This is a genomic window from Staphylococcus coagulans (genome assembly GCF_022557135.1).
Lineage (GTDB): Bacteria > Bacillota > Bacilli > Staphylococcales > Staphylococcaceae > Staphylococcus > Staphylococcus coagulans.
The window spans coordinates 512,908-527,014 of sequence record NZ_CP092966.1; the positions used below are offsets into that span (position 1 = coordinate 512,908).

At 36.7% G+C, this 14,107-nt stretch carries 8 protein-coding genes; 6 read left to right on the forward strand and 2 right to left on the reverse strand.

The genetic code is table 11. The annotated features are described in order from the left end of the window. Window positions 1-423: 423 nt before the first annotated feature. Entirely contained in the window at window positions 424-1,842 is a 1,419-nt protein-coding gene (locus tag KM149_RS02220) for a phosphate--AMP phosphotransferase (protein ID WP_214971340.1), read from the forward strand. 87 nt (window positions 1,843-1,929) lie between these two features. Next, on the forward strand, window positions 1,930-2,805 hold the full coding sequence (locus tag KM149_RS02225) for an alpha/beta hydrolase (protein WP_050345184.1): 876 nt from the start codon (window positions 1,930-1,932) through the stop codon (window positions 2,803-2,805). 190 nt (window positions 2,806-2,995) lie between these two features. On the opposite strand, the gene KM149_RS02230 is transcribed toward KM149_RS02225, so the two are convergent. After that, the gene (locus tag KM149_RS02230; RefSeq protein ID WP_050329956.1) at window positions 2,996-3,202 is read right to left on the reverse strand and encodes a hypothetical protein; all 207 of its coding nucleotides are present in this window, start codon (window positions 3,200-3,202) and stop codon (window positions 2,996-2,998) included. Between the two features lie 315 nt (window positions 3,203-3,517). Here KM149_RS02230 and KM149_RS02235 point away from each other — a divergent pair, with 315 nt between their 5' ends. Together KM149_RS02235 and KM149_RS02240 are read left to right on the forward strand one after the other, a co-directional pair. Continuing rightward, window positions 3,518-8,506, forward strand: a complete 4,989-nt coding sequence (locus KM149_RS02235; protein ID WP_216342011.1) for an Ig-like domain-containing protein — start codon at window positions 3,518-3,520, stop codon at window positions 8,504-8,506. Between the two features lie 154 nt (window positions 8,507-8,660). Beyond that, a complete protein-coding gene (locus KM149_RS02240) occupies window positions 8,661-9,806 on the forward strand; it encodes a hypothetical protein (protein ID WP_214971267.1) in 1,146 nt (381 codons plus the stop codon). A gap of 196 nt (window positions 9,807-10,002) precedes the next feature. Here the strand turns inward: KM149_RS02240 and KM149_RS02245 are convergent, their stop codons facing one another. Further along, complete coding sequence (locus KM149_RS02245; protein ID WP_214971264.1) at window positions 10,003-11,520, reverse strand: M4 family metallopeptidase; 1,518 nt, start codon at window positions 11,518-11,520, stop codon at window positions 10,003-10,005. Between the two features lie 285 nt (window positions 11,521-11,805). Between KM149_RS02245 and KM149_RS02250 the strand changes: the two genes are divergently transcribed. Together KM149_RS02250 and KM149_RS02255 are read left to right on the forward strand one after the other, a co-directional pair. Then, window positions 11,806-12,687, forward strand: coding sequence for an SDR family oxidoreductase (locus KM149_RS02250; protein WP_050329961.1), 882 nt, complete (start codon window positions 11,806-11,808; stop codon window positions 12,685-12,687). 225 nt (window positions 12,688-12,912) lie between these two features. Beyond that, window positions 12,913-14,073 carry an FAD/NAD(P)-binding protein gene (locus KM149_RS02255; RefSeq protein ID WP_214971260.1) on the forward strand — a complete coding sequence of 387 codons (1,161 nt, stop codon included), beginning with the start codon at window positions 12,913-12,915 and terminating at the stop codon, window positions 14,071-14,073. Window positions 14,074-14,107 lie beyond the last annotated feature (34 nt).

Consider the following 14,107-nt stretch of genomic DNA (forward strand, 5'->3'; position numbering starts at 1 on the left):
AATAAGTCCTCCAGTAAAAATTATTTTTCAGATTTTCATTTTCAAAAGCTTACTAAAAATTTTCAACAACCACACTCTACCAACGAAACACCTATTTGTAAATTACGTGTAAATAACAAAACATTACAATCAGTTTTCATTTTCTCTTTTTGTAATCTAACTGTCATATAAAATGTCGTACCCTGAATGGTTTAATACATTATAAAGCGCTGATATGAAAGGTTTTTAGCGATGCATTTAAAAATTGTTGAAACCGTCCTTTTATTACAAATATTACAATATGAATTAAAACTGTAATGAAAAGAGGGGGTTGAAATTGACGAAATTTGAATTGTAAAGCTAATTTTTTTTGAAGAAAGGGCGAAAAAAATCCATGATTCAGTTAAAATATTCTTATATATTAATAGAAGTGGACGAGGTGAAATAATGAAAAAACTTGAAACCCTACGACTAAAAATTGCGGAACTCACACGACAAACCCACGAACTTGGCATCCCGATAATGATTGTTTTTGAAGGGGTAGCTGCATCAGGAAAAACACGCTTAACGAACGACTTACTACTCAACTTAGATGCTAAATATACAAAATTTATTGCGACAAAAACCCCTTCTGAATATGACTTGAGATATCCTTTCTTACAGCGATTTTGGGAAACATTACCCGAGAAAGGTCATATCAATATCTATTTTAGAAGTTGGTACTCACATTTTGTGGATTATAAAATTCATCAAATTAAATATCCGCTTTACAAAGATGAAAAAATCCTTAAAAGTGAAATTCAAGGCTTTGAATGCATGTTACAAGACGACCATCACGAAATTATTAAATTTTTTATTCATATTAATGAAGAAAAGCGACAAAAGCATATTGCGCATATGAAATCGAATCCTTTAACACGATGGAAAGCACAAGAGTATGAGCAAATTGTTTCACCAGACGTTTATTTAGAGACATTAAAACCGATGTTAGATCAAACGTGGAAAGAAATTGATTATAGCGATAGAGAAGATGCGATTATAACAATGTATGAGCATTTGCATGAACGCTTATCTAAGGCTATAGACAAGCATCAGAAGCGTGAAGATAAGAAAGACGGTCATTTTTCGCCCTCTTTTCACTCGCATTTATTTGTCAAACCTAAAAACAAAGTGTCAAAAGAAGCCTATCAAGATAAAATTGAAGCACTTCAATTAAGAATGCGTGAACTGCAGTTTGCATTATATGAAAGAAAAATCCCATTAATCCTCGTTTATGAAGGAATGGATGCTGCCGGAAAAGGCGGAAATATAAAACGCGTGAGAACCTATTTGGATCCAACAGGTTATGAAGTTAATGCCATTAGTGCACCGACAGATGTCGAACTCAATCATCATTATTTATGGCGATTTGCGAAAACCATGCCTAAAAGTGGGCATATCGGTATTTTTGATCGCAGTTGGTATGGGCGCGTTCTTGTTGAACGTGTTGAAGGTTTTGCATCTGAACAAGAATGGATGCGTGCTTATGATGAAATTAATGCGTTTGAAAAAATGTGGGTCAATGACGGTGCAATCATATTGAAGTTTTTCTTGTCATTAGATAAAGATGAACAATTGAAACGTTTTAAAGCGCGCGAAGAAGATGTTGATAAGCAATGGAAAATCACAGATGAAGATTGGCGCAATCGAGATAAATGGGCCGAGTATGTGGAAGCAAGTCACGATATGATTGAAAAAACAAATACTGAAGCTGCACCGTGGTATGTTGTTGCTGCAGATCATAAGAAAACAGCACGAATTGAAGTTTTAAAATATATTATTCAAAAATGCGAAGAAAAACTTTGGGGCGTTCAGCAATATTAAAATCCGTCCTAAGTCTTTTGACCAAAACTTTTTTCTACTATAATATATTTATCAATAAAACAATAGACCTTAGATAGAGGAATTTTTATGTCATTGGAAAATTACAAAACGGATATTAAAGTGTTAGAAAATGCACATCAAGCACAACTTGAAATTGTAACGATGGGTGACCCGAATGCAACCCATGCGGTCGTTTTACTTCATGGTGCGATTATGAATTACAAGATCATGACACTATTTGCAGAATATCTTCAAAATGCGCAGCTCATTTTTATTAACGCACCTGGACGTGGAGAAAGTACGGGACTAGAGCGAGGTCAGTATGATCTCTCAGAATATGCAATACGGATGAACGAAGCACTTGTTGATATTGTAGAAGCAGGCCACATTGAGCAAATGTCCATTATCGGTTATTCAATGGGTGGATTAATTGCGACAAAGTTAGCAGGCTATAATACGTTACCCATCAAGCATTTAATTTATTTAAATAGTGCAGCTAAAATTGATTACAAAGAGTTACGTTTTTCTAAGTTACTGAGTGAACTCGTTAAAGATATCAAGCCGGGTGAGCAAGATAAAATGGTCAAAAGTATTCCTGAATTTATCTTGAAGCAAGGTGTTTCGAAAAAACATAATGAAGTGTTTAATTTCACCCAATATCTTGCACCAGTTGATACGATGATGACAGATTTGTTGTATACGTTGCGTGCGGATTATTTAGATGATATTGATCTTATTCAAAACATGCCAGAAGTACTGTTTTTGTTAGGTGAAGATGATGTGATTTTTCCAAACAAAGACTCGCAAACAACCTACGAAAAATTTGATGCATTAGGTGCAAAAGTTAAATCGATTGTTTATCCTGAAGTAGGGCATTTAGACTTTTTACGTGTCTTGAATCACACGCATGATCGACATCAAGGGAGCATCACTTATCATATCAACCATCTATTATCGTTATAAATTAAAGACCATTTTATTAACACTAATAGTGGTTATTACACGCGTGACGAAATCATATCATACAAAGTTTTATCATAAAAAAGAAAGCGCTAAGACGATTTTTATTATCAATCATCTTAGCGCTATTTATTATGAGATTAATGGCTCGGCCTCTTTTTCGCATCATCTATTGGACGTGATTTTTAAAGGTTTAAAAGAAATCTGAAGGTAAGAATTCCTCAAAGTCAAAGTTTTGAACTTTTTGTACAGGACCACTATTTAATATTTCTTGAACAGGTTGGCTTTGGGCCAATTCATTTTTGTAGTTATCAATAGTAGAGAGATTTTCGTGATTTAGGAAATGTGCAGCAACAAGGATGGCTGCAATTGCGACTGTTGCTCGAATAATGACGCGCATGATTTTCCTCCTTCTTGTCGTGTGATACTTTCATCATACAGGATGATGCTGATGATTGACATGCGGCCTCAGCAATAACCCTGCATACGACTTTAGAATGATAATCAACATTTTATTAAAAAGCATTTAAACGATGCAAATGATATACAATAATTACGCATTATAACCCTATTTTGATACAGCCTTATTTCTAAGAATAAAATACTTGCTTGAATGATAACCACAGTACATCTTCCAAAACTAAAAATGTTTTGTTAATATATATTAAGATAAATTTAATTTATATCAACAAAGATATAGGGATGTGAATCGATATTGAATAGAAAATATCATTTAAAATCAGAAAAGCAAGTACAGCAACAATTTGGCATACGTAAGTTTAAAGTGGGTATCGTCTCTGTCATGTTTGCTTCATTTATTTATATCAATATAGGGCATACAGCACAAGCCGCCGAATTACCTGCTTCCCTTGAATCAGGGTCATCTATAACACATAGCAATGTAAACACAGGAGAGAGAAAAGAAGCACCTCAAGCCGGGGAACATACAGCGCTCAAGTCTGAAGACCCAGTAGACGTGCCAACGGTGACGCATGTAGAAAGTGCTGTTAATAAAGAGAAAGTCATCAACCATAAGCAAGCGGGACAACCTACAAATGCGGATATAGATACACGAGACACAACGACAAAGACACTACAATCTGATAAGCAAGATGCAGAGATAGGTCAACAAACGGATGAAACCACTTTTCGTGCAGTGGATTCATCTGTACTAGAAGCAAATGAAGCAGACATACACGCACCAGCACCTCAAGCACAAGCTCAGCCAAAAACAGTAGAAAAGATTCCAGAGAAAGTTTATGAAAAAAGTATCCCAGTCATGAACCATCCTAAAAATGCACAAACATTAGGGATGGGAAGAGGCATTGGACAAGGACGTGAAAGTTTAGGTGTGATTGTACCTGCACATACGAAATTATATATCCGTCAAGTTCATCCGCAAAATAACGATGAGCTTCACGTAAGTTTGATGACGGATGATAGCCAACAAAATAAAAGTAAAGTTATCCCTAAAACTGGAGAATGGGTCAGTGTTGAAGCAGCGATCGACAGTGCGGCCTTTGTCAATTTACCTAGAGGCCTTAATCATCAGCCGCTCGTTGATTTCTATATTCAAAACAATTTAGGACGCACTTTGCCTACTTATCGACGTGGACAAAGTCAAAATGATTTTGAAGCGCAATGGGAAAAGCAAGATGCGAGCTATGCATTTGTAGAAGGTGAACATATCTCATTTTTGATTCCAAAAGAAGACCGTCAACGCATCAGTGAAATGAAACAGAGTCAAGGTTCCGCTTTTAAAAATTTAGATGAAATGATTGCCTATTATGATGATGTCATTTCGAAATATAGTCAATGGGCAGGGTTAAATGAGGACCCGCAATCACCAAATTATAATGTGGAAATGAAATATTTTACGATGGCAGATAAAAATGGTTATGGTTTAGCTTATTGGACATGGGATCATATGGGCTCTAACAGCGCATCATTACATGGCTATTTACAACCAGGATGGCTCGCTTTACATGAAGTGGGGCACGGGTATGATGGTTGGATGGTCGGCGATAGTCGAATGGAATTACTAGAAGTATGGAACAATATTTTTGCGAATGAGTATCAAACAAAAGTTCAAAGCATTAAAAATGGTTGGTTATATGAGAACCGTCAGCAAGCTTTTCAACAGCGCATTCATGATCAAATATTAAAGGATTCGAAACAATTTTCGTATGCCAATATTGGTTTACGTGATCGATTGGATTTTATGACTCGGATGGTTCGTTTGACGGGAATTGAGGGTTTGACTCAGATGCTTCAATCTATACGGGAAGAAGCCTCACAAGGGCCAGTAACAAAAGATGTTCCACGCTGGATCAATACGTACTGGCTTGCGAATCGTGGGTACAACGGCTTGGCATACTTTGATTTATATCATATCGATATACCAACAAGTTTAAAAGATACTGTAAATGCATATCCTAATAGTTACATTTATCCGTTAGCGTTATTAATTGATAATGAAACTGAGCGTCAAAAATATGTGAAGCAGTTAGGCTTGGCGACTGCCTATGAACTTGTACGTAGTTCGGATTTAAAAGAGAGTTCTATCAAAGCAAATGCAACGGTGACAGTGGATCAGCAAGGGCAGATTTTACCTGATGGCAGTACGATTAAGTTAATAGATGGAACGACACAAGTAGCTGAAGCTACAATTGTAAATGGAAAAGCACAATTTGAACAAATTCGTGCAGGGATATATAAAATTGTAGCGCCGTTATCAAAAGACGCAGCGTTGCCAGAGCATGCGTATTTGATAGTGAAAGAAAAAGGGGAAAACGTAGCCACAGTGACATATCCTGCCATCCAACATAGGCAAACGGCAATGACTGAACGCATTGTATTACAGGGGATTTCTAATCGAGAGTTTGTGAATATTGAATATCAACCTGAGCATCAAAAAGTGATCTATCGTCAAAACAATGTACAACCGCATTTTTATTTTACAGATGAATATGCGCATATTACGATAAAAAATCAAAATGGAAAGATTTTATTAGACCAATCATTAATAGGCAATGAGACAGCTGAAGGCAAAGTTGCTACATTTGATTTGAAAGACGGTGACACAATTACGGTTAAACATCGTGAACCCCAATCACGTCGACAAGTTTGGCGTATCGAAAATCATACGCAATTAAAATTGCCGCAACCTGAAAAGGAAACAGTCACTTACACATTAACTGACAAAGGCTTTATAGCGGAGGGAGAAACTACCGAAGCAGCAGAAAAAAGATATGCTGAGCAAATGCAAGAAGATGTGACACAGCTGATTCAGCGATTGAAAGCGGAGCCAAATCGAGATTATCGCATCCCACTATATCGTATTGTTCAAGGCGTTCAACATATGGATGTCATTGAAAAAGAGAAATTGATGCAACAATTACAACCTTATTTACAAGAAATGGTCACAAATCATACTGAGCGACCAACAGTGTCTTCAACTGAACGGGATAAAGATTTTATTACGGGAGATGCATCTGAAAATGCATGGGTCACTGTGACGTATCCATCAGGTGTTATGACAAAAGTTCAAGCAGATGAATATGGTTATTGGGAAACTGCAATTCCTGAACGAGAAGCATTACAAGTCAATGATCAATTGGCAATTGTTGCTACATTGCCTGGGAAATTTCCTTCTCCGCCACTTTACGCTAAAGTCATGGATACCATTGCACCGCCACCACCACAAGTGGATGATTTTGTAGAAAATACGTCAACAATGACTGGTACATCAGCGCTGCATACGACCATATTGGTGACATTACCGAACAAGAAAACTTTAGAAACGAATACTGTAGAAGGTAAATGGTCCATTGAAATACCGCCAAGTACACCTCAAATTGCAGATGATACAATTTTTGTCCAAGCGATAGATGATGTAGGCAATCGATCAGCAATCAACTACGTGACACCTATTGACAATACACCACCTATTCAACCAAAAGTTACAGTCACTGAAGCGGGCAAACATATTATTTGGGGGTATGGTGAAAAGTATAAAGACACGATAGAAGTGACATTACCGAACAATGAAATCATCAAAACGAAAGTAGGACGAAATTTAACTTGGATGATCGGTGTACCATTTCATACTGAATTGCGTGCAGGATCCAAAGTATCAGTTATAGAAATAGATCGCTCTGGCAATCGATCTCAACCGGGCATAGGACAAGTTGTAGATACGACACCACCTCAAACACCTACAGTCGATTTATTACAACAAGGAACATTGGTATTGACAGGGAAAGCAGAGCCGAAAAGTAAAATCATTGTGACGATTAATGAAAAAACAACTTTAGAAGCACAGGTCCTTCAAGATGGAACATGGGAAATTAATGATCCTGTCATCGCAACGATTCAAGCTGATGACAACGTTTCAGTCAAAGCTGTCGATGAAAGCGCAAATGTTTCACCGCTCGTATTTGTTAAAGTTCAACCGATAACAAAAGCACCTGAGCCGATAGAACCTGTTAAAGACAGTGAAACTTTAGCGCATACAAATACATCAGAAACACCGTCTGACTCTGTAGAAACAGCAGAAGTAATGGAACAACCAAAGACTGAAAATAATGTCGAGGCTACAGGAACAGAGGAAACACCTAAAATGGAAGAAGAATCAAAAGCTGAAGATAAAGTAGAACCGACAGAAGAAGTGGAAACGCCAGAGAAATCAACTGTTAAAGAAGAGGGGACACCAGCAGTAGTAGAACCTGCAGAAAATGTAGATGTACCGAAAGAGGAAAATTCATCTACGAGTGAGAAGCCACCTGAAGCATCAGCAGTAGTGGAGCCACCAAAGACTGAAGGTAACGCTGAGCCAACCGAAGCAGATGAAACACCAGAGAAAGAAGTGCCAGTGGAAACAGAATTATCCTCAGGTCCTGTAGACGTTCCAGAAATAGTAGAAGAACCTAAAGTCGAAGATAAAGTAGAACCAACAGAAGAAGTGGAAACACCAGAAGAACCAAGTGTTATAAAAGAAGATACGTCAGCAGTAGAAGAAACTTCAGACAGTGTGGAAACTCCAGAAGTGGAAAATGCCATAGAGAAGGAAGAGGAACCAGTTGAAGTAGAAGAACGACCTAAGATTGACGACAATGTTGTAGTCATAGAGGAGGACAATGTACCAGAGGAATCAACTTCAATAGAAGCAGCACCTCCATCAGAGGAAGAAGACTTAGAAAGCATCAATCCACTACAAGAGGAAAATGCTATTGGACATATAGAAGAATTAGAAAAGACGCCACCAGTAGAAAACGATAGTCAAACTGAATCAAAAATAACATTGGAGAGCGATAGAGTATCTGGTAATCGGGAAATTGAAGAAAATTTAAAAGCTCTAGGAAAGCCTGAATCACAAGATGGACCTATGGTAGAAGAAATTGATAACCATAACCAATATGATAAGCAGAATATCGATGATAAAGTCCAAATTATGAAGGCTAAGTCGAATAATCCTCATGGTTATAAATCACTAGAAATGACAAAGGCGCATTTAACATTAGCTCGTAACACAGTATTGGTCAATCATGTGAATGTCAGTGATGAAAATAAAAAATTATTCACTGCATCACAATTGCCTGCCACAGGTCAATCTGAAAATATACAGTGGAAAGGTTTATTATTGGGCTTTGTGGGATTGAGCTTAATGACACGACGTTGCTTTAAAACGCATTCCAAACAATAGTCTACTTACCATATTAATGAATTCTAGAAAGCGGAATGTTGATTGACGTGTGCTATACAAGCTTCGTTCACTTTTCATATTCGTTTCATCTTTACATTCCTTTAATATCATTACGATATGATGAAAGTAAAGACAAATGAAGGGAGTATCTCAGGTGAAAATCACTTTCGAGGCGATAAAAAATCAAAGTGGCTGGATACAAGCTGATTATAAGGATGGTTTACATGAAGGTTGCATACGTTTTGAAATGTCAGATGCAATTGATGTGCGTGATGATATAGTAGCTGAAGCCCTTGCTGCTTTGTGTGGACAATATTATGACACCATTGAACTGGCATTAAAAGTATCGAATAAAACCAAAAAACAAATAGAGGCGCGTACCGGTGCACAATTGATTTGTAAAGTAGGCATGCTATTTTGGAATATTAACAAGATGATGAGACAAGATATTAAGACTTTGAATTTTAATGGTGATTTGTCTAATTTGTCAGCTTTAGCTTTAACACCAGGCGAAGTGAATAAAGTGTCGTTAGACTTCGGTCAAGAATCAATACGGATGTATGAAATGTTTGATCGCTGGAATAGTAGAATCGTTAAAACGAATGTGATGGCAACTCATTTTCCAAAAATCACGTCCGATTATTATATGATTGGTAGTATTTTATACAAGGATTATTTTAATACGACCTATATGATTACGGGTTTACAACTTAATCCATTAACTTTTAATATGTCTAAAATAGAAGCAGAGCAAGCGATAGCGGGTATGATTAATTTGCCACATTCTCTAGGTTTAACTGTTGTCGGTCATACAAAAATAGCTTGTCGTCATTGGTCTAATATATTAGAAAGTGCGATTAGCTCGGTTAAACTGTCAGAACCACATGTCAGTTCATTACAGAGATTATTAGTAGAAATTGAAAATGAGCGCCATTATCTGGGTTTGAGAATCCATTCGCGAGATCTTCAACCGACGCCAATCGTGTGGGGATCAGATGCGCGTTTAGATTTTATCGCACTCTATATTTTAAAGCATGGAGGTCGTGAAAAAGCTGAAAAATTAGTACGGGATATTCCAGTTTCGGCAGAAGCGTTAGTTGCACAATGTGATTTCAATTTTTATGACCGCTTTTATCCAGGTGCGTTTTATTATATGAGTCGGTCATTTAGAGAAGCGGTACAAAAGGTATTAGAAAAGAATGAAATTTTATTCTATAGTGAAGCGGACTGGCAGAATTTTTTATATGTGAAAGATTGGATCGCAAACACAAGAAAAGATGCGATTCAAATAGGAAGATAACAAAAGGTATTTGCATCCTGAATTTCAAATAGGGAGCGGAACAGGGGCAAAATAACGACTGTTCCGCTCCTTTATTGCTGATTCAGTTCAATGTATTGAGGGGTTTATTGAACAACATCAATTTTTATCTATATTTGGAAAAATAAGCGTTTTTATATGTTATGGCAATGCAATTACAAGGAGATGAAATCTTTTTTTATACGCCAACATCTTCCCAAGCTTGAGCGACTTGACTCGCTACATTTTGTCCATATAAATCTAAAGCAGATTGATATAGAGACGCTTTTGCATCATTGAAATTAGAAGTTGAAGTTAAATATTGAGATAAGGCTCTGTAATAAATTTGTTCTGAACGGTCTTTACCGATACGTTGAATCGTATTGTAAGCTGCTTTGTTCGGAATACCTGAATTTGTGTGAACGCCACCATTATCACTTGAAGTATGGACATATTGACTCATATGAGAAGGTTGCCCATATTGTTCTGGTGAAGACATACTACGTAAGGCATCGCCATCACGTCCTGGCGTGTATGCATCTTCCCCAATTAAGAAATCTTCTGAATCTACAAAATAAGCAAATACGTCAGAGAAACTTTCATTAAGTGCACCTGGTTGGTTGCGGTATACAAGGTTTGCTGTACTTTGTGTCACACCGTGCGTAATTTCGTGTGCAACGATATCATTCGCAGCAGATAAGTTTGTGAAAGTTACACCATCGCCATCACCATAAATCATTTTATCACCAATCCAAGCGGCATTGTTACGGTTGTCTTGTCCATTAAAACGGTTGACATGTGTAATAGATACAATTGGACTATCTTTATCGTCATACGAAGAACGACCAAATTTAGTTTTGTAATAATCGTAAACTTGTTTCGCATAGTAGTTTGCATCTACACCTGCGCTTTGATATTTATCTGTAAAGTTTGTATCTCTATCTGTAATTAATTGAGCGGAGCCTGTTGCTTCATTAACTGTATAAGCAGACATAACAGCGGGTGTTGTGACGTCTTCTAAACTATAACCATTTCCAATACTGTTAATGTTGATTTCTTTAGTATCACCTAGTACCCCACGGCCAGTTCCTTTTGCAGCGGCATGCTTAATTAAATTCGTTTTTTCAATAATTTCTCCAGTTTCTGCATCGACTTTAATATCCCAATGGGCAACATCTGGTTTTGTCATAACTAATTCAATGTTATAAACGAATTTATTCTTTTCACCATCGATTTCTACTTTGCTTTCTTTAACGACGTGATCATCAATATTTTTAGCTTCTGATGACCTGACATCAATACTTTGAAACGCACGGTTGATGGCTTTATCCTTTGAAATTTCAACTTCATTTGTCGGTTTAACTTTTTTAGCTTTGACTTCACCATTGACAAGGACAACTTTATTATCTTTATTCACGTGTACTTTGACCTCTTTATCTGTCGCAAATGCACCATCAACAACGGGTTGTAACGTGTAATGTGTAAAACCAAGTTTGTCTTTTTCTGTTTTAACGACTTCGTAATCTTCATAGTTCTTTTTAATGTCGCTAGGTAATTCTTTAAGCACTTCGTGTGCTTCAGATTGACTATGAACAGGTTGTTTAAAGTTATGTTTAAGAGGGATATCAGCTTTCGATTCAGCGTGAGCATTGTCAGAGATAGGTAAAAGACTTAAGCATAAAGAACTAGATAATACTAATTTTGAAATTTTATACATTTTATCAACTCCATTAATTTTTAATACAACAAAAGTTTAATAAAATTATAAGTTTAAAATACAAATTTTGCCTAAGTGTAGATAAATAGTTCGTAGATGTTAAAATTTTCTAAAAAATAAGATATTTATTCGACAATGAAATTTTGTTTTTAAGACTTGTGTTTATTTGTTAACTATTTAATAAATAAAACTATATATAGATGATGATGGAAAAATGTAGATAGGTATGTTTTTAAACACATAAAAAGGGAATGGAATTCATATACTATTGAAAGGGGTTTTATCATGTCTAATAATAATCCGTTGAAACAATTTTTTAATGGTGATTTTGAAGAACAACCTCAAAAATATCCTGGGATTCAAAAACAAATGACACCTGTCCCAGACTGTGGAGAAGAAACATATGAAGGTGCCAATAAATTAAAAGGTAAAAAAGCATTAGTAACAGGTGGCGACTCAGGTATTGGTCGTGCTGCTGCGATTGCATATGCCAAAGAAGGTGCGGATGTTGCGATTGCTTATCATCCAGATGAACAAGACGATGCTGAAGAAGTCAAAGCAGTGATTGAAAAAGCAGGTCAAAAAGCGGTATTACTGCCTGGTGATTTACGTGATGCTAAATATGCAAAACAAATGGTTAAGGATGCTCACAGTCAATTAAATGGACTCGATATCCTTGTATTAAATGCAGGTATGCAACAATATGAATATGAAATTGAAAACTTAGCTGCAGATCAATTAACAGATACATTTGAAGTCAATGTTTTCTCAAATATTTATTCAATTCAAGAAGCATTACAATATTTTGAACCTGGTGCGAGCATCATCGTAACTGCATCTATCCAAGGGGTAAAACCGAGCGCACATTTAGTGGATTATGCGATGACAAAAGCTTCTAACATTTCAATGACGAAAAGTTTAGCCGCACAATTAGGACCTAAAGGTATTCGAGTTAATGCGGTTGCCCCAGGCCCTATTTGGACACCACTTCAAGTAAGCGGAGGCCAACCACAAGAGAGTCTTCCAAAATTTGGTCAAAATCAACCACTCCAACGTGCAGGTCAACCTGTTGAACTAGCAGATGTTTATGTGTTACTTGCTTCAGACAATGCAAGCTATATTACAGGACAAGTTTATGGTGTAACTGGAGGCGCGCCGATCAATTAATCGGTTTACACGTACACACATCTTTCTATATAAAAGCCAGAAGTCGAGCTTATTTCGATTTCTGGTTTTTTGTGCTGGAGTTCCTTTGCAGTTCGTGAGGTACCCATTGTTAGATGTTCTAAAAAATGAATTAAAAGTGCTATTCGCATGAATAAACAGTTGATTTGAGAACGAATTTCATTTATCATAAATCGTAATTATTACTATTTAAGATAGGTGAAAAAGATGACATACGAATGGGTTATTATCGGGGGTGGCGTACAAGCGACAACGATTGCGTTACAATTAAGAAGCATGGGGCTACCGAAAGAACAATTGAAAATGATTGATCCGCATGAGCGATTATTAGGACAATTTGAAATGCAAACAGGGCGGATAGGTATGCCTTATTTAAGATCGCCATTAGTGCATCATTGTCATCCCGAGCCGTTTGATTTGAAAAAATTTGCGAAAAAAGAAGGCTATGTTCAGGCGATGATTGGACAATACCAACGGCCACGTTTGGATATGTTTTTTGATCATACGCGTTATTGGATAGATGCGTATGAATTAGAAACATGTCACATATGTCAAAAGGCGCGACACCTTTGTCAATGTGATACGTCATGGGAAATTGAATTAGAGAATGGACAAAAAATTAAAGCGCAGCAATTAATTTTAGCGATGGGAACACATCATACGCCATTCATACCTCAAATATTTCAACATCAACCTGATGTTCAACATATTCATAGTGAACAATTAGAGCCCATCGCTGAAGTTTCACATGTGGTCGGTAGTGGGATATCAGCTGGGCATTTAGCCATCAAATTGATTAAAGAAAATCAAGATAAGACAATTCATTTGTGGATGAAGAAAGATTATGAAATCCATGATTTTGATGCAGATCCGGGTTGGTTAGGTCCGAAAAATATGAAACATTTTCAAGAAGAACCACTTTCTGAACGCGCGCTTGTTAATCACCAAGAACGTCATAAAGGTTCGATGCCTAAAGATATGTGCATGACTTTAAAAAAATATGAAAAACAAGGCCGATTGATTGTTCATCATACAGCCATTGATTACGTCCAAGATCATATGATTATCGCGGGCGACTTAAAAACGCGTTATGATGGCATTTATTTAGCGACAGGTTTTGTGCCAGATTTAATGACACAGCCTTTACTTCGAGACATATTGGCTTTACCAGAAGCGCAATTAGTGTCGGGTTATCCTCGTATTTCAGATGAGCTAGAATGGTTGCCCCATTTATATGTCTCAGGAATGTTAGCAGATTTACAATTAGGTCCCTTTGCGCGAAATATAATGGGAGGCCGTCAAGCTGCATTAAGAATTGGCAAGGTTTATTCAAACCGCATCGCAACGTATCAACAAGCAGTAAGTTAACGCTCACAAATCGTTTCTAATGGATATTCAAATT